Genomic DNA, 18432 nt, shown 5'->3' on the forward strand with positions numbered 1-18432 from the left:
GGCGCGAAACCGAGCGTCATCAAGGGTTACACCTGTGACGGGAAAGATGCACGTAACCGAGCTAGCATTGACGGAAACCACTTTATGCAACTACATTTAGTTACACGCAAGGACCGCCGTGTCCAAAAATGAAAAGCTGCTGGCCAAACTGCTCAATGAGCAAATGGCATTTACATGGCCCGAACTCGTCACGCTGCTGCGTCGCCTGGGCTACACACAGATCGAAGGGGCTGGAAGCCGCGTCAAGTTCGACAGTGGCGACCCCACTGCAATGATCACGCTGCACAAGCCTCACCCTGGCAACGAACTGAAGCACTACATTCGACGCCAGATCATCGAACAATTGAAATCAGGAGAACTGATTCAGTGAACAACCAACTCAAACACAAAGGCTACATCGGCTCTATCGAGGCCAGCCTTGAAGACAACTGCCTGTTCGGCAAGATCCTATTCATCAAGGCGCTGATCAGCTACGAAGGAAAAACCGTGGCTGATTTGGATGCCGCTTTTCAGGAGGCCGTGGACGACTATCTCGTGACGTGCCAGAACCTTGGTCAAACCCCGGAAAAACCCTGCAAGGGATCTTTCAATGTGCGGGTCGGACATGACCTGCATTTAGCTGCGGCGCTGGCGGCGACCCGCAGGAAAGTCACGCTCAATGACCTGACGCGTCAGGCGCTGAATGAGTTCCTGCAACATCACTTCGCAGAACTTCACCCCAGCGCATAGCAAACTACCCCAACCGCCGACACCCCAGTCATGCGCGCAAACATGCCCGCCAGCACAAAGGCGCGGGCGCCGGGAACCTGAAATAAATCCGCGTAAGGGTTTGCCATGACTCAGACGCCGCCTGTGCCGAATGTGCGCATTTTTTCTATCACACCAACCGTTTGATCTGCTTATGCCGCCATACCAACCGGTAATACGCGGTCTGCAGCCCGAGCATCGCCAAGTAGGTGACCGGGAACGCCATCCACACCCCTTCCAGACCGAAATGGGCATTGAACAGGTAGGCCATCGGCAACTCGACGCACAACACGCAGAAAATCGAAATCGCCACCGGCATCAGCACCACGCCGCTGGCGCGCATGATGCCGCCCACCACCGCCTGAAAGCCGAACACCAGGATGCTCCACAACATGATGTGCAGCAGGTGTTCGGCGTTGACCCGTGCCGCCGCGTCGGTGATGAACAGACCGAGCAGCCAGTGCGACAGTGCATAACCCAGCACGATCAACCCGCCGGTCAGGCAGGTATTGATCAGCAGCCCGGTGCGCAGGATCGGCCCGATGCGCTCCAGGCGCCCGGCGCCGATGGCCTGGGCGCCGAGGATCGAGGCGGTGATGGCAATGGACAAGGCCGGGAACTGCACGTAGTTGACGATCTGCGTCACCGCGCCATAAGCCGCCGTGGCCTGGGAGCCGTGGCCGTTGACCAGGGCCAGGATGACCAATTCCGACAACGACAACACCACCATCTGCAGGCCGGTGGGCAAGCCGATACGCAGGACTTTGCCGAGAATCGCGCGGTCCAGGCGTAACGCTGCAAGCAACTCGCGGTCCGGTGCCATTACATGATTTTTACCGCGCAGGCGCAGGATCAAAAACAGCATCGCCGCAGCGTTACCCACCAGGCCGGCGTACACCGCGCTCTGGATGCCCAGCGGTGGCAGGCCGAGCCAGCCGCGTATCAATGCCGGAGTCAGCAGCAAGCCGACCAGGGTCGAGACCATCAGCGCCAGCAAAGGTGAAATCGTGTCGCTGACCCCGCGCAACAGTTGGGTGTAGAGGATAAACACCAGCAGCAACGGCATGATCAGCATCATCATCCGCGCATAGCCGACCGCATCGTCGAGCACATCCAGCGGTGTCCCCAGTGCCTGCAACGCCGAGCGCGCGAACAGGCTGCCAAGCACCGCCGCAATCAACCCCACCAGTGCGCCCAGGGTCAACGTGGCGCCGGTAATCGACTTGACCATGCCCGTTTCCTGGGCACCCCAGGCCTGGCCGATCAATACCGACGCGCCAGCGCCCAGGCCGATCACCAGGGCAATGAAAAAGAACACGATGGGAAACATCCCCGAGACCGCTGCCAACGCCTGGGTACCGAGCATCTGCCCGACATAGATGCCATTGAGGGTGCCGGAAAAGCTCTGCAGGAAGTTGGACAGCACCATGGGTGCGAGAAAGATCAGGTAGACCTGCCACAGCGGGCGTTGCAAAGGGCTTTGCATGAAAAACGGGGCCTCGGATCACAAAAGCGTTCGAGGGTTATACCGTAATTGGATCCGACCTTCCCGAGGTTTGTCCTTTATCGAGATGATGATCAGCCGAGCTGCCTTGCTAACCGCCATAGCGGCTCGAGCTGACCAGACCACGCGATCTCAGTTGGCGTCCGGCTTTCGTTTTCCCATCATGTAGTCGATGTTGATCATATCGAATCGGCGGTCTTCAGCGCCCGGACCGTTGTCGCCAATGCCGATATCCGTTTCACGCAACAAGCCTGGGCGTCTCAGCAGTTCAGCCGCCAGTTGGCGCGCCTCTGGAGTGAACGTTCGAGTTGACGGCCTCTTACCTGCTGCCTCTTCCAGTTCGGAGACGTTGATGAACCTGTCGTTGGCGCCCGCCGTATATTGCCTGAAGTTATCCTTGATACCTTTAAGCAGGTCGTAATCGCTCATTCCCTTATCGTTATCGGAGAGGTAAACAAGGTCGTCTCGGGAGAAACGGCCATCCACCGAACCGCTTTGACCACGGTCGAGCGACTTGAACAAGTCACCCCGATTCTGCACCTCCCTGGCGATGTTCACTTCATCCCGGGTCGCTGGCCGCCCATCCAAGTGAAAGCCGCCGGCGACGGAACTCAGTGATTTATCGGTGATAAACCCTGGGGCATCCGGATCTTCCAGCGCGCTGAAACGGGCCAGTACTTTATTGGAAAGGGCTTCGTTGCTGTCGTTGGCATAAGGCTTGGCGTCATATCCCGAAGCCTTACCGCCCAAGGTGTCGCCTGTAGAGGAAGGCCACGGCGCAAAAACCTGGTTCATTCGTTGTTGCCGCATTCCCCCGGGCATGCCTGCAGGACCGACCTCCCGCATGGCTGACGAGAAGGCGGTGGACGCGTTTCGCGCGCTGGACAGAACCGTATTCGCGAGCTGATCGTCTGCGTTCATAAGAGAGGACGTATTTGGGGCGCCGTACACCGCCATACTCTCGAGCACATCGTCCGGACTGATAAGACCATCCTGCTGACCACCATTGGTGATGCCATCCAGCATGTCAGCCATTTCAGGATTGCGGGAAATCTCCCTGGCGAGCATGGTCATCCGGTCATGGTAAGGGTCGCCGGTCATTGGACGTTCAGCTACATGCTCAAGCGTGTCACGCGAAACGAAAGGAGAACCTGGGGTTCTGAAATAGTCGAAGTTGTTTGCAAACTCTCCCAAAATACGCACAGGAGGAAGCGCTCCACCGCTCAGTGCAGGTTGACCTGCACCACGCCACTGACCTTGGCTGACTGGCATCGCGTTATAGGAAGCCTCGTTTCTCATGCAATTTGGCGCAGGCGGATAAAACATGCTCATCATCATTCCTCGTTAATGGAGTCCTACACTGTCAACCCAGGCAAACCCTGCGCTGGATCACTTTCCCTGTGTGGCGGCCTACGACTTAACGGTTCCAGCACCCCGCAGTAACAGTACAATCCCCTGAAAGAACATGACATTTGCATGCTCGGACCACGGCCCGAACGCAGTGAGAAAAGTATCCCCGCCAAAGTAGGCCTTGCCCTCCGATTCAGCCCCCAGGTCAATCGCCAAACGTCTTCGACGGCCTGCGCAACGTCGGATCAAACGGATTGATCCTCGGCCCGATGGCCACGGCCTCGCGCTTGAGCAATTCCACCACCATCGGCAGGCGGCTCGGCCCCAACCGGTCACTGATGGTCGCCACACTCAATGCGGCCACCGCGTGCCCATCGCGATCGAGGATCGGCACCGCCAGGCCCGCCATGCCTTCCAGCACCCCGGTGTTACGCGCCGCGTAGCCCAGGTTGCGCACATTCTCCACTTCCGAACGCAGCAGCACTTCGTCGTACAGGTGAAAATCCTTGAGCCGAGGCAGGTTGTAGCGGATCACGGTTTCGCGCTCTTCCTCCGGCAGGAACGCGAGGATCGCCAGGCTGCCCTGCCCCACGCCAAGAGCGACGCGCCCACCGATATCGCCGGTGAAGGTGCGGATCGGGTACGGGCCTTCGCTGCGGTCCAGGCAGATCGCATCGAAGCCGCTGCGCGCCAGTAAAAACAGCGAATCGCCCAAGGAGGCGCTCAGGCGCAACAGGCTCGGTCGTACCAAGTCGCGCAGGTTACCGGTCTTGCCCGCATTGGCCGCCAGGGCGAAGAACTCCAGGCTCAGGCGATAGCGCTTGCTGCGCGCGTCCTGCTCCACCATCCCCTCCTCCATCAGGCTGCGCAGCAGGCGGTGGGTGGTGGGTTGGGACAGGCCGACCTGTTGCGCAAGCTGGGTCACACGTTCGCCGTCTTGCGAAACCTCGCCCAACGTACGCAGCAGCGCAAACAACCGTGATACGCCGCCAGCACCGACTTCCTTGAGGTTTTCATTCCGCTCAGTGGAATCCATATCGCCTTTCATCTCTTTTAATTCTGGTGAGTGAATAAAACTGAAAAAAGTAGTCCGTTCAGTGAAATTCCATCTTCCACGCATCCTAGTCTTCGTCCTAATCTGCGTCCACAGGGGCGAAAACGAACAACACACGGCAGCCGACTTGAGATCGAGCGCCAACGCACCCGCAACATTCTTTTCGCATCTGCCCAAAACAAAAAAAGCGCGTTTCGACGCGACTGAAAAAGGTGGAACGCAGACATGGCATTTCTCCAACTCATCGCCTTGAGCAAACGCTACGGCGCCGTCGACGCAGTGGTTGCCACCGACCTGGCCGTGGAAAAAGGCGAGTTCGTTTCCCTGCTCGGCCCATCGGGCTGCGGCAAGACCACCACCCTGCAAATGATCGCCGGCTTCGTCGAGGTGACCAGCGGCCAGATCCTGCTGGATGGGCGCGACATTACCCATGCCAAGCCCGCCAGCCGTGGCCTGGGCGTGGTGTTCCAGAGCTACGCGCTGTTCCCGCACATGAGCGTGTGCGACAACGTCGCCTTCGGCCTGAAGATGCGCAACGTGCCCGCCGCCGAGATCGCCGGCAAGGTCAAGACCGTGCTCGATCTGGTGCGCCTGGCCCCGCACGCCGAGCGCTACCCGCGTGAGCTGTCCGGCGGCCAGCGCCAACGCGTGGCCCTGGCGCGCGCCCTGGTGATCGAACCGCCGGTGTTGCTGCTGGACGAACCGCTGTCCAACCTCGACGCCAACCTGCGCGAAGAGATGCAGTTCGAGATCCGCCGCATCCAGTGCGCCGTGGGCATCACCACGCTGATGGTCACCCACGACCAGGCCGAAGCGCTGTCCATCAGCGACCGCGTGGTGGTGATGGAGGCCGGCCGCGTGACCCAGATCGACGCACCCTATACCCTCTACGAACACCCGCGCACGCGCTTCATTTCTGACTTCGTGGGCAAAGCCAACCTGTTGCCCGGCGATTACGACGCCCTCGGCATGCCGCAAGTGCGGCATGAAAGCGGCGACGGCGAACTGACCCTCAGTCTGCGCCCGGAAAAAATCCAACTGGTGAACGCCGGCAGCGGGCGCCTGCAAGGCCAGGTGCTCGACCGCTTCTTCTTTGGCAGCCAATGGCTTTACCGCATCCACACTTCGTTGGGTGAAATCACCGTGGTGCGCGCCAACGACGGCAGCGCGCCGCTGGCCAAAGGCGCGGCGGTCGGCCTGGAATGGCCGGCTGAGCTGCTGCGCGTGCTGGCCACCGACGAGGTGCGCCCATGAGTCGGGGCTACCTGCTGTCGCTGCCGGCGCTGCTGCTGTTCAGCGGGCTGCTGATCCTGCCGCTGGGGCTGACCCTGGTGCTGTCGTTCAACGTGTTCGATTATCAGGTAGGGGTGAAAGCCGGCGAGTGGACCTTGGCCCATTACCTGGCGCTTTTCAGCGACGCGTACTTTTACGAAATCTTCTGGCGCACCTTCTGGATCAGCGCGCTGGTCACCCTGCTGTGCGTGGTGATCGGCGTACCGGAGGCCTACATCCTCAGCCGCATGGGCACGCCGTGGCGCTCGATCTTTCTGATCCTGATCCTCACCCCGCTGCTGATTTCAGTGGTGGTGCGCGCGTTTGGCTGGAGCCTGCTGCTCGGCGCCGACGGCCTGATCAACCAGTTGATCCAAGTGCTCGGCGGGCGCCCGGTGAAGCTGTTGTACACGCCGTTCGCGGTGATCATCGCGCTGGTGCATGTGATGCTGCCGTTCATGATCATTCCGGTGTGGACCTCGCTGCAAAAACTCGACCCGTCGGCCGAACAGGCGGCGCTGTCCCTCGGCGCCAGCCAGGCCACGGTGATGCGCAGGATCGTGTTGCCCCAAGTGATGCCCGGGGTGCTGTCCGGCACCCTGATTGTGTTCGGCCTGGCCGCCAGTTCGTTTGCGATCCCCGGCCTGCTCGGCGGGCGGCGTCTGAAAATGGTCGCCACCGTGGTGTACGACCAGTACCTCTCGGAACTCAACTGGCCCATGGGCGCGACCATCGCGGTGGTGTTGCTGCTGGTCAACCTGCTGATCATGTTGAGCTGGAACCGCCTGCTCGAAAGTCGCTACAAAAAGTCCCTGGGGGTTTAGACACATGTCCAGAAACGGTCCTTTGGCGCTCGGTTTCCATGGCCTGGTGGTGCTGTTCATGATGGCGCCGCTGGTGGTGGTATGCCTGGTGGCGTTCACCCCGGAGAACACCTTGAGCCTGCCTACCCAGGGGTTCTCCCTGCGCTGGTTCCGCGCGGTGTTCGAACGCGCCGACTTTATCCAGGCGTTCTACAACAGCCTGATCCTGGCGTTCAGCGCTGCGACCCTGGCCACGCTGATCGCGGTGCCGGCGGCGCTGGCGATCAGTCGCTACTCGTTTGTGGGGCGCAACTTTTTCAGTGCCTTGTTCCTGTCGCCGATCATCATCCCGCACCTGGTACTGGGGGTGGCGATGCTGCGCCTGTTCGCCCTGATGGGGGTGAACGGCAGCTTCACCTGGTTAATGCTGGCCCATGTGGTGATCATCACCCCGTACGTGCTGCGGCTGGTGCTGGCGGCGGCCATCGGTATCGACCGCAGCGCCGAACAGGCGGCCGAGTCCCTGGGGGCTGGTCGCTTTACGCTGTTCCGCCTGATCACCCTGCCGATGATCCTGCCCGGCGTGGCCGGTGGCTGGCTGCTGGCGTTCATCAACAGCTTCGATGAAGTGACCTTGTCGATTTTTGTCAGCTCGCCGGCCACGCAAACCCTGCCGGTGCGCATGTACGTGTACGCCACCGAATCCATCGACCCGATGATGGCGGCGGTGTCGGCGCTGGTGATCGCGCTGACGGCGGCGACCATGATTCTGCTCGACCGGGTCTACGGCCTGGACCGCGTGCTGGTGGGGAAACATTGATGGCCCTGTTCAAACGCTTGGCCGACACCGCACGCCCTGCCATCGCGTTTACGCTTGACGGTCAACCGGCCAGCGCCCTGCTCGGCGACACGCTGCTGACCGCCGTGCTGACCTGCGGCGAACATCTGCGCGGCAGCGACTTCAGTGCCGAACGCCGTGCAGGGTTCTGCCTGATGGGCGCCTGTCAGGATTGCTGGGTGTGGCTGGAAGACGGTCGGCGCGTACGCGCCTGTTCGACGCTGCTGGAAGCGGGCCAGGCGATCCGCCGCGATCCGGGGCGCACAGCATGAAGCCGGTAGTGATTGTGGGCGCAGGCCCGGCGGGGATCAGCGCGGCGCGCACCCTGCTCGACCATGGCATCCGAGCCTGCCTGGTGGACGAAGGCCTGCGCGGTGGCGGGCAGATTTATCGGCGCCAACCCGAGGGCTTCCAGCGCACCGCCCGGCAACTCTATGGCTTCGAAGCGAGCAAGGCCGAAGCCGTGCATCGCACCTTGGATGAACTGGCGCCGTTGATCGACTATCGGCCACGTACCCTGGTGTGGAATGCCGAGGACCAGCGCCTGGACTTGCTCACGGACGACCACGCCGACAGCCTCGAGTACTCGCGGCTGATCGTCGCCACCGGCGCCACCGACCGTATCCTGCCGGTGCCTGGCTGGACCTTGCCCGGCGTGTACAGCCTGGGCGCGGCGCAGATCGCCCTGAAGTACCAGGGCTGCGCCATCGGTGAGCGGGTGGCGCTCTGTGGCAGCGGGCCATTGCTGTATCTGGTGGCGTATCAATACGCCAAGGCCGGCGCAACGGTGGTGGCGGTGCTCGACAGCGCGCCGTTCAGTGCTCAATGCCGGGCGTTGCCGGCGCTGCTCGGGCAACCGGCGACCCTGGCCAAGGGCTTGTACTACCGCGCTTGGCTGACGGCTCACGGAGTGCCCGTACACCAAGGCGCGACGCTCGCGCAGATCGACGGTGAACAACGCGTCAGCGGCATTCGCTGGGGCACGCACACCCTCGCCTGCGACGCGGTCGCTTTCGCCCATGCCCTGCGCAGCGAAACCCAGCTGGCGGACCTGCTCGGTTGCGCTTTCGCCTGGAACCCCTTGAACCGTGCCTGGCTGCCCACCCGCGACAGCGCCGGGCGCAGCAACGTGGAAGGCGTCTACCTGGCGGGCGACGGTGCCGGGATCATGGGCGCGGATGCTGCCCAGATGGCCGGCGAACGCGCGGCGCTGGCGTTGCTGGAGGACGCCGGTATTGCCATCGATCAACAACGCCCCGCCGCTCTGGAACGCCAATTGGCGCGCATCCAGCGCTTTCGCCTGGGCCTGGAAAGCGCATTCCCCTTTCCTGAACACTGGGCGGCGCAGGCGCCGGACCGCTTGATGGTGTGCCGCTGCGAAGAAGTCAGCGCCGGCGATATTCGCGCGGTGGTGGATGAGGGGCACTGGGAGATCAACCGGGTCAAAGCCCACTGCCGGGTCGGCATGGGCCGTTGCCAGGGCCGAATGTGCGGGTTGGCGGCAGCGGAGATTGTCGCCGAGCGCAGTGGCCGCAACGTTGAAGACGTGGGCCGTCTGCGTGGCCAGGCCCCCATCAAGCCGCTGCCGTTCGGCGTGCAGGTGCAGCCATGACCGATGTGATCGTACTGGGCGGCGGCATTGTCGGCGCTTCGGCGGCAATGATGCTCGCCCATAAAGGCCAGCGCGTGGCGCTGCTGGAGCGCGACTTTTGCGGCTCGCATTCCAGCGGCGTCAATTACGGCGGCGTGCGCCGCCAGGGTCGGCCCTTGCATCAATTGCCGCTGTCGCAACGCGCCCATCAATTGTGGGGCGAGTTGCCGGGGCTGATCGGCATCGACGGCGAATACGTGCGCTGCGGGCATTTGAAGCTGGCCCGCAGCGCCGCCGATTTCGACGCGCTGCACGCCTACGCCGAGCGCACCCGCGAGTTTGATCTGGGCCTGCAACTGCTGGACCGCGTCGAACTGCGCGCGCGTTTCCCATGGGTAGGCGACGTGGCGGTCGGCGCCTCGCTCTGCCCGGAAGACGGGCATGCCAACCCGCGCCTGGTATCACCGGCCTTTGCCCGCGCCGCGCAACGGCACGGCGCGGTGGTGCACGAGCAGGCTGAGGTGGTGCACATCGAGCATGACGGGCAGGCGTTCCAGGTGCACTGCGCCAACGGCCTGCAGCTACGCGCACCCTGGTTGCTTAACTGCGCCGGAGCCTGGGCCGGCAGCGTGGCCGCACAGTTCGGCGAGCCGGTGCCGATCACCTCGGCGCACCCGGCGATGCTGGTCACCGAGCCGCTGCCGGTGGTGATGAACGTCAGCACCGGCGTTGAAGGCGGCGGAATCTACGCGCGCCAGGTCGCGCGCGGCAATTGCATCCTCGGTGGCGGGCGCGGCTTTGCCCTGGGCCCGCGCCAGGCTCGCCCCGGACAGGCGGCGGTGCTGGAGATTCTGCGCAATGCCGCCGAGCTGTACCCGTTTCTCCAGGGCGCCCAGGCGATCCGCACCTGGAGCGGCACCGAAGGTTACCTGCCCGATCACGAACCGGTGATCGGCCCCAGCAGCACCACACCGGGTTTGCTCCACGGTTTCGGCTTTGCCGGCGCCGGGTTCCAGCTCGGTCCCGCCGTCGGCGAAGCCCTGGCAGAGCTCGTCTGCTCCGGCCGCAGCCGCCAGCCCATCGAAGCGTTTTCCATCCGTCGTTTCCAAGCCTGAGAGGAACAACCATGAACCCACGCAATGCGCTGTCCTGCTTGACCCTCGCCCTGTTCGCCGCCGGCGCCCATGCCGCGCCGACGCTGTACCTGGGCATGAACGGCGGCACCATGGAACGGGTGTATGCCGACAAAGTACTGCCTGCGTTCGAGAAGGCCAACGACGTCAAGGTGGTGATCGTGCCCGGCACCTCGTCGGACATTCTCGCCAAGGTCCAGGCCAACAAAGACAACCCGCAGATGCACGTGATGTTCCTGGACGACGGCATCATGTACCGCGCCATTTCCATGGGCCTGTGCGACAAACTGGCCCCCAGCCCGACCCTGGAGCAGATTCCGCCCAAGGCGAAAATCAAGGACGAAGCGGTGGCCGTGACTTTGGGCGTCACCGGCCTTGGCTACAACGCCAGGCTGTTCAAGGAAAAAGGCTGGGCCGCGCCCACTTCATGGATGGACCTGGCCGACCCGCGTTTCAAGGACAAAGTGGTGTTCCAGTCCCTGGCCTCCTCCACCTTCGGCCTGCACGGTTTCTTGATGTTCAACCGTTTGCAGGGCGGCGACGAGACCAACGTCGACCCCGGCTTCAAGGCCTGGCCGAAAACCATCGGGCCCAACGTGCTGGAATACATCGCCAGCTCGGCGAAAATCTCCGAGATGGTGCAAACCGACGAAGCCGCGATCTTTCCCCTCACTCCAACCCAGGTCGCCACGCAGAAACTGCTCGGCGTACCGATGGAATATGCGCAACCGAAGGAAGGCGCGGTGGTGCTGAACGTCGCCGAATGCGTAATTGCCCGCAACGACCAGCCGGAGCTGGCGCAGAAACTCGCAGCCTACCTGCTGACCGCCGAGGCCCAGGCACCGGCGCTGGAGGAAGGTGACCAGATCCCCTCGAACCCAACCACGCCGACCACCGACAAGACCCGCGCGCGGGTGGAAGCGATGCAGGGGTATTTGCAGACGGCGATTTCAATTGACTGGGACCAGGTGAACCAGGCGCGGCCGGAGTGGAATGCGCGGTGGAGCCGGTCGATTGAGCGGTAGAGCGCGGGGCCAGCCCGCTCACCACGGAGTTATTTCAGCCTTTGAAACGTGTGTAGATATCTATGGCTATCGGGGCCAGATTCACCGAGTTGCCGTGGGGTGGCCCAGAGGATTTTAAATGTGGGAGGGGGCTTGCCCCCGATGGCGGCCTGACAGCCGACCAGAATGTTGGATTAAACCGAGTACATATCCGTTGCTGCGGTTACGGCGGCTATGGGTTCCGCCCTTACGGCGGGTCACTTTTGGAAGAGCGCCAAAAGTAACCAAAAACGCTTTGCCCCACCACTCGGCACCTCGCCTTGGCTCGGTGTGCCCGTAATCCGACATTGATTTGGAGGGCCGCCGCCACGCGCCATCCATGGCGCGGGGCGGCTAAACCGGCATCCCTGCCGGTTTACCCCCCAAATCAATGCCGAATTCCGGCCAGCGTGGTTAACGGGGCGCCTGAGATCAAAAGCAAAAGCGAGAGCAAGAGCGGCTCGCTTCGCATCGTGGTTAGGGTTGGTGGCTGCATATCTTCGGTGACATAGCCTGAGAAAATGAGGTTCTCGTGGTGAGCGGGCTTGCTGTGGTGAGCGGGCTGGCCCCGCGCTGGGCTGCGAAGCAGCCCCAAACCCAGGCACCTCGGTGTGTCAGCTAAACCCCATCGCCTGGAATGGGTCCGCTTCGCAGCCCAGCGCGGGGCCAGCCCGCTCACCACAGAGTTATTTCAGCCTTTGAAACGTGTGTAGATATCTATGGCTATCGGGGCCAGATTCACCGAGTTGTCGTGGGGTGGCCCAGAGGATTTTAAATGTGGGAGGGGGCTTGCCCCCGATGGCGGCCTGACAGCCGACCAGGATGTTGGATCAAACCGAGTACATATCCGTTGCTATGGTTACGGCGGCTATGGGTTCCGCCCTTACGGCGGGTCACTTTTGGAAGAGCGCCAAAAGTAACCAAAAACGCTTTGCCCCACCACTCGGCACCTCGCCTAGGCTCGGTGTACCCGTAATCCGACATTGATTTGGAGGGCCGCCGCCACGCGCCATCCATGGCGCGGGGCGGCTAAACCGGCATCCCTGCCGGTTTACCCTCCAAATCAATGCCGAATTCCGGCCAGCGTGGTTAACGGGGCGCCTGAGATCAAAAGCAAAAGCGAGAGCAAGAGCGGCTCGCTTCGCATCGTGGTTAGGGTTGGTGGCTGCACATCTTCGGTGAAACATAGCCTGAGAAGATGAGGTTCTCGTGGTGAGCGGGCTCGCTCACCACCTGCGAGCCTGTTCACCATAAGCAAGCCCACTCGTCCCGGACAGGGTGCGAGGTTAGACGGGAACGATGGGCAGCGCGCGTTTGTGTGCGGTCTTGTGGTAGGCGTTCTCCACTATCGTGCGTACCTGCTCACTGACGGGTTCGCCCATCAGGTAGGCATCGATATCGTCGTAGGTGCAGCCGTAAGCCACTTCGTCGAGTTTGCCCGGCGCCAGTTCTTCGAGGTCGGCGGTGGGGGCTTTTTTGACCAGGTTGGCCGGCGCGCCCAGCGCGGTGCCGAGCAGGCGTACCTGGGTCTTGGTCAGACCGGACAGCGGCGCCAGGTCGCAGGCGCCGTCGCCGAATTTGGTAAAGAACCCCATCAGCGCTTCGGCGCCATGGTCGGTGCCCACCACCAGCCCGTTGTGCAGGTTAGCCACGGCGTACTGCGCGATCATGCGGGCGCGGGCCTTGACGTTGCCTTTGATGAAATCCACCTGCGCGGCGCTGGCTTCGCTGGCCTCCAGGCTGGCCATCAAGCCGTCGACACTGGCGGCGATGTTCAGCGTGTCGATCTGGTCCGGCTGGATGAAGTCCAGGGAGGCCTGGGCATCGTGTTCATCGGCCTGGCTCTTGTAAGGCAGGCGCATGGCGATAAAACGCGCGGCATAGCCATCGTCACGCAGTTGCTCGGCGGCCAGCTGACACAAGCGGCCGGCGACCAGCGAGTCGACACCGCCGCTGATGCCCAGCACCAGCGCTGTGCAGCCGGACTGGCGCAGCGTGTGTTTGATGAAATCGATGCGCCGCTGGATTTCCTGGGGCTCGCCGCCCTGGCCCAGCGCGCGGTTGATGTTCAGTTCCTGAGCGATGCGGTCCTGGGTTTGCATGTCACACCTCCACTTTGCCAACGTTGAAGACTTGCGCGGCGTACTGCAAAAACGAGGCGTCTTCGCAGACGTTTTTCACCGGGTCATCGGAGAACTTCACCACCGGTTCGCCATGGACCCGCACCAGTTTCATCACGATGCTCAGCGGCTCTACGCCGTCCACATCGCACGCCAGGCTGGTGCCCATGCCGAAACCGAACCGTGCCTTGCCGCGAATGTGGCGCAGGATCGGCACGCATTTTTCGAAGTTCAGCCCATCGGAAAACATAAGGTCTTTGGTCATCGGGTCGATGCCGAGTTCCTTGTATCTGGCCAGCACTTTGTCGGCCCACACAATGGGGTCACCGGAGTCCTGGCGCAGGCCGTCGTAGAGTTTGGCGAAGTACAGGTCGAAATCCTTGAGGAAGAAATCGGTACTGATGCAATCGGTCAGGGCGACACCGAGGCGTCCCCGGTATTCACGCACCCAGTTTTCCAGGGCGGCGTTCTGGCTCTCGCGCAGGCGCCCCAGTTGCTGGTGCACCATCAGCCATTGGTGAGCCATGGTGCCGATCAGCGGCAAGTCGAACTCATAGGCCAGGTGTGCGTTGCTGGTACCGATGAACTGGCCGGGGAAATCGCGGCGCATGATGTCGACCACTTCGCGCTGGGCCTTGAACGACAGGCGCCGGCGGGTCGAAAAGTCCGAGACGCGCAAATCGGCAAGTTCGTCGCGACTGAGGTTTTTCTCCAGCCAGTCGAATTTCTGATAGAGCTTGCGGGTGACGTCTTCGAGGGTCACGTCGGGGTATTTATCGCGATTGCGCAGTTCGCTGACCAGCGCCAGCACCGGTTGTTCGAACATGATGCAGTGCAGCATCGGGCCGATCACGCGGACGTTGAGCTGGCCGTCCACTTCGCTGACGTGGATATAACGCAGGTTGAAGCGGAACAGCCCGAGGAAGCGCTCGTAATCCGGGGAGAGGTACTCGCGAAAGCGCGGGTTGAACAGAAAGCGCAGCTCGCCCTCGCGCATCTGCAGGTCGGCGAGTTTCTCAAGCTCGGCGCGCAGTTCAGGGATCAGGTGGCCGAGTTTTTCCTTGGACCGCACGATGAAGTTGTACTCGACATCGACGTTGGGGTGCTGGTGCAACACCGCCTGCATCATGGTGAAGGTGTAGTAATCGGTGTCGAGCAGGCCCTGGATCACCGGGGCTTGGTAGTCGTATGCACTTTCCATGGTGTCTCTCCTTAACGCGTGGCCATCGCGGCCAGTTCTTCGCGGGTGCGGCTGACAGCGGCACCGGCCTTGAGTAACTCATTGACGGCCTGCTCGCCGCCCTCCTCGCTGATCCCGCGGCACGCCGGCAGGTGCAGGACCACCTCCAGGCCGGCCCTGAGCAGTTGCAAGGCAGTGGTCTTGACGCAGAAGTCCAGGGCCAGGCCACCGACGATGACTCGCAGCACGCCTTGGGCTTTCAAATACTCGATGACGCCGGTGGACAGTTTGTCGTGCAGATCGTGGTAGCAGGCGCCGTAGGGGTGCAGGTCAGGCTCGACGCCTTTCCAGACGAAGTAATCGTAGTCATAGGGAGTGGGCAATTCGTCGAGCAACGTAAACCCTTCGGTGCCCGGCACGCAGTGGCTGACCCAGGTGAGATCGGCGTGGACCAGGCCGGTGGCCTGCATCATCTCGGCCTGCTCCCGGACCACCCACGGAGCGTTGGGGGTGTGCGCGTCTTTACTGCCGATGCGGTGCCCGGCCAGGCTGGCCATGTAGTTGAGTTCGGCGCCGATCCGGTCACCGCCTGCCACAGGCAACTCGTTGGGGCACAGCGGCGTAAAGCTCTTCTGAGCATCGACGTCGAATGAAGCAATGGCAGTTTTCGAAAGGGTCATGGCGTTTCTCCTGTGGCCTGGAAACAAAAGTACACGTCATGTACTTTCAAAGCAAGAAACATTTATTTATATGTGCCAACGCGAGTACATGACATATCGCTTCGATCCGTTAGACTGTACCCATCGTTGTTAGGAAGGATGTCCCATGTCACTGAGCCCGTACCTGCACACCGTCGATCTGTGCGTGCTGTTTTACTGCCGCGCCTCGGGAGAACTCAAACTGCTGCTCAACCAGCGCGATGCGCAACCGTTCGCCGGTCACTGGGCATTGCCGGGGGTGGTGGTCAATGGCGGCGTGCAAGATCTGAGCCTCAAGGATGCGGTGGAGCGATTGCGCGCCAGTGACAAGGTCGGCCTGGAGCTGGCCTGGTGCGAACAGGTCGGCACGGTGGGCGATGCCTTCCGCGACCCGCGCTGCTGGTCGTCGTCGACGTATTACCTGGCAATCGTGGCGCAGGAAGTGAGCCTGGGGGAGCGTCAGGGCTGGTTCTCGTTGAACGCCGTGGCGGATGGCAGGATCAGGCTGCCGTTCGATCACAACCTGATCGTTGCAGCCGTGCTCGAGCGGCTCTTGTCCAAGTCGTTATACAGCAGCTTGCCGTTGATGTTCCTCGGGCATGAATTCAGCGCGCCGCAAGCGACGTCGATCTTTTCCCTGGTGTTGGGCAGGCCGGTGCTCAAGACCAGTATTCGTCAGCGTCTACTGAAGCTGACCGAGGCGGGATACCTGCGCGAGACCGGGCGTAAAAAGCCGGGTGAAGGCGGCCGGCCCCAGGCCACGCTGGAACAGCTGAAGCCTGGGTCGGTGTATTTTTTCGATCGCAGTTTTGCCGAGTAGCCTTGCTGCCCGGCAGGGCTCAGTTCATCCAGTTACCGCCGTCGACGTTGTAGGTCTGGGCCACCACGTAGTCAGCTTCCTTGGACGCCAGGAAGATCGCCATACCAGTGAGGTCCTGCGCGGTGCCCATGCGCCCGAACGGCACCTCGGCCCCTACGCGTTTTTTCTTCTCGCCCGGCGCCAGGCCTTCATGCCGGGCGAACAGCGCGTCCACGCCGTCCCAATGCTCGCCGTCCACCACGCCGGGGGCGATGGCGTTGACGTTGATGCCCTGTTTGATCAAGTTCAATCCCGCTGATTGGGTCAGGCTGATCACCGCCGCCTTGGTCGCGCAGTACACCGCCACCAGCGGCTCGCCGCGTCGACCGGCCTGGCTGGCCATGTTGATGATCTTGCCGCCGTGGCCCTGGCGGATCATCTGCCGCGCAGCGGCCTGCAAGGTGAACAGCGTGCCGCCGACGTTGATCGAGAACAGCCGTTCGAAGCTTTCGCGGGTGATGTCGACGATGGGCGCCAGGTCGAACAACGCCGCGTTGTTGACCAGGATGTCCAATTTGCCGGCGTGGGCCACCACCGCATCGATCGCGGCGTCGATGGAGCCTTGGTCGGTCACATCCATCGCTACCGCGTAGGCCTGGGGCCCCAGCTCGGCGGCGGTTTCACGAGCCTTTTGCAGGTTGATATCGGCGATGGCCACCGTGGCGCCTTCTGCGATGTACGCCTGGGCAAAGGCACGGCCGATGCCTCGCGCCGATCCGGTGATCAGCGCGCTCTTACCGTCGAGTCGTTTCATGGTGATGTCCTGAGGATTATTTGGGATAGCCGGCGCGCTTCATCTCGCGCTCGGTGCTGGTCTGCGCCTGCTGCAGGGCCTGATCGACCGACATGCCGCCCGTGAGCGCGGCCGAGAACAGCTTGCCGACCGAGGTGCCGATGGCCTGGAACTCGGGGATGGTCACGTACTGGATGCCCACATACGGCACCGGTTTGAGCGATGGGTGCGCAGGGTCGGCATGGCGCATCATCTCCAGCGTCACCTGGGCAAACGGTGCAGCCTTGAGGTATGCCGCGCTATAGGTGGACTGGCGCGTGCCCGGCGGTACGTTGGTGATGCCTTCTTTGTCGGCGACCAGTTGGATGTAGTCCTTGGACGTGGCCCAGGCGATAAAGGCCTTGGCGGCATCCTTGTGCCTGGAGGTGGCCGGGATTGCCAGCGACCAGGCGTACAACCAGGAGGAGCCTTTGTCGGTGACTTCGGTCGGGGCCGCGGCAAAGCCGACGCTGTCAGCGACTTTACTCTGGCTCTTATCGGTCGTGAACGAGCCGGCCACGCTGGCATCGACCCAGATCACGCATTTGCCGCTGTTGAATAGCGCCAGGGTTTCGTTGAAGCCGTTGCTGGACACCCCCGGCGGACCGTATTGCTTGAGGGTGTTGACGTAGAAGTTGGCCGCCGCCGTCCACTCGGGGCTGGTCAGCTCAGGCTTCCACTGTTCGTCGAACCAGCGCGCCCCGAATGCGTTGGCCAGGGTGCTGAGCAACGCGACGTTTTCGCCCCAACCGGCCTTGCCGCGCAGGCACATACCGTATTGGCCCTTGTCCTTAACGGTGAGTTTGGCGGCGAATTCGCCAAGCTGGCTCCAGGTCGGGTGCGCGGGCATGCTCAGGCCGGCCTGCTGGAACAGGTCGGTGCGGTAGTAGGTTACGGTGCTTTCGCCGTAGAACGGCAAGGCGTACAGGGTGTTGTTGACCGACAGGCCCTGGCGCACCGACGGGAAGATATCGTCGGCGGCGTAATCGGCCGGCAGTTGCGTCAGCGGCTCCAGCCACTGCTTGGCGCCCCACAGCGGCGTCTCGTAAGTGCCGATGGTCAACACATCGAACTGCCCGCCCTGGGTGGCGATGTCGGTGGTGAGGCGCTGGCGCAGGACGTTTTCTTCGAGGACCACCCAGTTGAGCCTGATGTCCGGGTGCTGTTGCTCAAACACCTTGGACAGGCGTTGCATGCGGATCATGTCGCTGTTATTGACCGTGGCGATGGTCACGGTGTCCGCGGCCTGGCTGGGCAAAGCCAAGGCCAGACCGGTAAGCCCGAACAGCACGTGTGCAAGCATGGTTTTGCAGGTTGGGAGCATGACGGTTTCCACCTGTTGTTTTTGTTGTTGAGCGCCGATTACAGCAGCTTGGTTACGCCCTCACAAACCCGTGGCGGATGCGCCACTGGTACTTTTTTAACCCTTGGCAACGCTGCAAAAAAGTATCGGCGGCGGGCGCAAGCG

General features: G+C 62.3%; 18 protein-coding genes. 10 read left to right on the plus strand and 8 right to left on the minus strand.

The window, feature by feature from the left end:
* Nucleotides 1-118 precede the first annotated feature (118 nt).
* Nucleotides 119-370: a type II toxin-antitoxin system HicA family toxin gene (locus OSC50_RS14025; RefSeq protein ID WP_034096965.1), complete on the plus strand. Its 252-nt coding sequence runs from the start codon at nucleotides 119-121 to the stop codon at nucleotides 368-370.
* Nucleotides 367-729: a type II toxin-antitoxin system HicB family antitoxin gene (locus OSC50_RS14030; protein ID WP_181077070.1), complete on the plus strand. Its 363-nt coding sequence runs from the start codon at nucleotides 367-369 to the stop codon at nucleotides 727-729. The genes OSC50_RS14025 and OSC50_RS14030 overlap by 4 nt, the downstream gene beginning before the upstream one ends.
* A 148-nt stretch (nucleotides 730-877) precedes the next feature.
* Here the strand turns inward: OSC50_RS14030 and OSC50_RS14035 are convergent, their stop codons facing one another.
* The 3 genes from OSC50_RS14035 to OSC50_RS14045 form a co-directional block, all read right to left on the minus strand.
* Nucleotides 878-2233 carry an MATE family efflux transporter gene (locus tag OSC50_RS14035; RefSeq protein ID WP_181077068.1) on the minus strand — a complete coding sequence of 452 codons (1356 nt, stop codon included), beginning with the start codon at nucleotides 2231-2233 and terminating at the stop codon, nucleotides 878-880.
* A 150-nt stretch (nucleotides 2234-2383) separates the two neighbouring features.
* Complete coding sequence (locus OSC50_RS14040) at nucleotides 2384-3577, minus strand: hypothetical protein (RefSeq protein WP_267165219.1); 1194 nt, start codon at nucleotides 3575-3577, stop codon at nucleotides 2384-2386.
* 229 nt (nucleotides 3578-3806) lie between these two features.
* Nucleotides 3807-4637, minus strand: a complete 831-nt coding sequence (locus OSC50_RS14045; protein ID WP_253506786.1) for an IclR family transcriptional regulator — start codon at nucleotides 4635-4637, stop codon at nucleotides 3807-3809.
* Nucleotides 4638-4880: 243 nt separating this feature from the next.
* Between OSC50_RS14045 and OSC50_RS14050 the strand changes: the two genes are divergently transcribed.
* Genes OSC50_RS14050 through OSC50_RS14080 form a run of 7 tightly spaced genes read left to right on the plus strand, consistent with a single transcriptional unit; the run spans nucleotide 4881 to nucleotide 11317 of the window.
* Nucleotides 4881-5909, plus strand: a complete 1029-nt coding sequence (locus OSC50_RS14050) for an ABC transporter ATP-binding protein (protein WP_266248924.1) — start codon at nucleotides 4881-4883, stop codon at nucleotides 5907-5909.
* On the plus strand, nucleotides 5906-6751 hold the full coding sequence (locus tag OSC50_RS14055; RefSeq protein ID WP_181077063.1) for an ABC transporter permease: 846 nt from the start codon (nucleotides 5906-5908) through the stop codon (nucleotides 6749-6751). The genes OSC50_RS14050 and OSC50_RS14055 overlap by 4 nt, the downstream gene beginning before the upstream one ends.
* 4 nt (nucleotides 6752-6755) lie before the next feature.
* Complete coding sequence (locus OSC50_RS14060) at nucleotides 6756-7550, plus strand: ABC transporter permease (protein ID WP_266248922.1); 795 nt, start codon at nucleotides 6756-6758, stop codon at nucleotides 7548-7550.
* Complete coding sequence (locus OSC50_RS14065) at nucleotides 7550-7840, plus strand: (2Fe-2S)-binding protein (protein ID WP_181077059.1); 291 nt, start codon at nucleotides 7550-7552, stop codon at nucleotides 7838-7840. The genes OSC50_RS14060 and OSC50_RS14065 overlap by 1 nt, the downstream gene beginning before the upstream one ends.
* Entirely contained in the window at nucleotides 7837-9180 is a 1344-nt protein-coding gene (locus OSC50_RS14070; RefSeq protein WP_266248920.1) for an FAD/NAD(P)-dependent oxidoreductase, read from the plus strand. Before OSC50_RS14065 ends, OSC50_RS14070 begins: the two co-directional genes overlap by 4 nt.
* Complete coding sequence (locus tag OSC50_RS14075) at nucleotides 9177-10274, plus strand: NAD(P)/FAD-dependent oxidoreductase (protein WP_266248919.1); 1098 nt, start codon at nucleotides 9177-9179, stop codon at nucleotides 10272-10274. Before OSC50_RS14070 ends, OSC50_RS14075 begins: the two co-directional genes overlap by 4 nt.
* A gap of 11 nt (nucleotides 10275-10285) precedes the next feature.
* Entirely contained in the window at nucleotides 10286-11317 is a 1032-nt protein-coding gene (locus OSC50_RS14080; protein WP_266248917.1) for an ABC transporter substrate-binding protein, read from the plus strand.
* Nucleotides 11318-12621: 1304 nt separating this feature from the next.
* Here OSC50_RS14080 and nadE read toward each other — a convergent pair.
* From nadE to OSC50_RS14095, 3 genes are read right to left on the minus strand one after another with little or no spacing between them, the layout of a single operon-like run.
* Nucleotides 12622-13437: an NAD(+) synthase gene (gene nadE, locus OSC50_RS14085; protein ID WP_266248915.1), complete on the minus strand. Its 816-nt coding sequence runs from the start codon at nucleotides 13435-13437 to the stop codon at nucleotides 12622-12624.
* Nucleotide 13438: 1 nt separating this feature from the next.
* On the minus strand, nucleotides 13439-14656 hold the full coding sequence (gene pncB, locus OSC50_RS14090; RefSeq protein WP_266248914.1) for a nicotinate phosphoribosyltransferase: 1218 nt from the start codon (nucleotides 14654-14656) through the stop codon (nucleotides 13439-13441).
* An 11-nt stretch (nucleotides 14657-14667) separates the two neighbouring features.
* The gene (locus OSC50_RS14095) at nucleotides 14668-15315 is read right to left on the minus strand and encodes a nicotinamidase (protein ID WP_266248912.1); all 648 of its coding nucleotides are present in this window, start codon (nucleotides 15313-15315) and stop codon (nucleotides 14668-14670) included.
* A gap of 145 nt (nucleotides 15316-15460) precedes the next feature.
* Between OSC50_RS14095 and OSC50_RS14100 the strand changes: the two genes are divergently transcribed.
* Nucleotides 15461-16153, plus strand: coding sequence for an NUDIX hydrolase (locus OSC50_RS14100; RefSeq protein WP_266248910.1), 693 nt, complete (start codon nucleotides 15461-15463; stop codon nucleotides 16151-16153).
* Nucleotides 16154-16172: 19 nt separating this feature from the next.
* On the opposite strand, the gene OSC50_RS14105 is transcribed toward OSC50_RS14100, so the two are convergent.
* The gene (locus OSC50_RS14105; RefSeq protein WP_181077044.1) at nucleotides 16173-16946 is read right to left on the minus strand and encodes an L-iditol 2-dehydrogenase; all 774 of its coding nucleotides are present in this window, start codon (nucleotides 16944-16946) and stop codon (nucleotides 16173-16175) included.
* A gap of 16 nt (nucleotides 16947-16962) precedes the next feature.
* Entirely contained in the window at nucleotides 16963-18267 is a 1305-nt protein-coding gene (locus OSC50_RS14110; protein WP_266249716.1) for an ABC transporter substrate-binding protein, read from the minus strand.
* Between the last annotated feature and the right edge of the window lie 165 nt (nucleotides 18268-18432).

This window comes from Pseudomonas quebecensis (genome assembly GCF_026410085.1).
GTDB classification, from domain to species: domain Bacteria; phylum Pseudomonadota; class Gammaproteobacteria; order Pseudomonadales; family Pseudomonadaceae; genus Aquipseudomonas; species Aquipseudomonas quebecensis.

Bases quoted from the DNA above. Each gene is read 5' to 3' on its own strand.
- OSC50_RS14075 (WP_266248919.1), top strand. From the start codon at position 9,177: ATGACCGATGTGATCGTACTGGGCGGCGGCATTGTCGGCGCTTCGGCG.
- OSC50_RS14070 (WP_266248920.1), top strand. From the start codon at position 7,837: ATGAAGCCGGTAGTGATTGTGGGCGCAGGCCCGGCGGGGATCAGCGCG.
- OSC50_RS14045 (WP_253506786.1), bottom strand. From the start codon at position 4,637: ATGGATTCCACTGAGCGGAATGAAAACCTCAAGGAAGTCGGTGCTGGC.
- pncB (WP_266248914.1), bottom strand. From the start codon at position 14,656: ATGGAAAGTGCATACGACTACCAAGCCCCGGTGATCCAGGGCCTGCTC.
- OSC50_RS14060 (WP_266248922.1), top strand. From the start codon at position 6,756: ATGTCCAGAAACGGTCCTTTGGCGCTCGGTTTCCATGGCCTGGTGGTG.
- OSC50_RS14100 (WP_266248910.1), top strand. From the start codon at position 15,461: ATGTCACTGAGCCCGTACCTGCACACCGTCGATCTGTGCGTGCTGTTT.
- OSC50_RS14080 (WP_266248917.1), top strand. From the start codon at position 10,286: ATGAACCCACGCAATGCGCTGTCCTGCTTGACCCTCGCCCTGTTCGCC.
- OSC50_RS14110 (WP_266249716.1), bottom strand. From the start codon at position 18,267: ATGCTTGCACACGTGCTGTTCGGGCTTACCGGTCTGGCCTTGGCTTTG.
- OSC50_RS14035 (WP_181077068.1), bottom strand. From the start codon at position 2,233: ATGCAAAGCCCTTTGCAACGCCCGCTGTGGCAGGTCTACCTGATCTTT.
- OSC50_RS14095 (WP_266248912.1), bottom strand. From the start codon at position 15,315: ATGACCCTTTCGAAAACTGCCATTGCTTCATTCGACGTCGATGCTCAG.
- OSC50_RS14065 (WP_181077059.1), top strand. From the start codon at position 7,550: ATGGCCCTGTTCAAACGCTTGGCCGACACCGCACGCCCTGCCATCGCG.
- OSC50_RS14040 (WP_267165219.1), bottom strand. From the start codon at position 3,577: ATGTTTTATCCGCCTGCGCCAAATTGCATGAGAAACGAGGCTTCCTAT.
- OSC50_RS14105 (WP_181077044.1), bottom strand. From the start codon at position 16,946: ATGAAACGACTCGACGGTAAGAGCGCGCTGATCACCGGATCGGCGCGA.
- OSC50_RS14055 (WP_181077063.1), top strand. From the start codon at position 5,906: ATGAGTCGGGGCTACCTGCTGTCGCTGCCGGCGCTGCTGCTGTTCAGC.
- nadE (WP_266248915.1), bottom strand. From the start codon at position 13,437: ATGCAAACCCAGGACCGCATCGCTCAGGAACTGAACATCAACCGCGCG.
- OSC50_RS14050 (WP_266248924.1), top strand. From the start codon at position 4,881: ATGGCATTTCTCCAACTCATCGCCTTGAGCAAACGCTACGGCGCCGTC.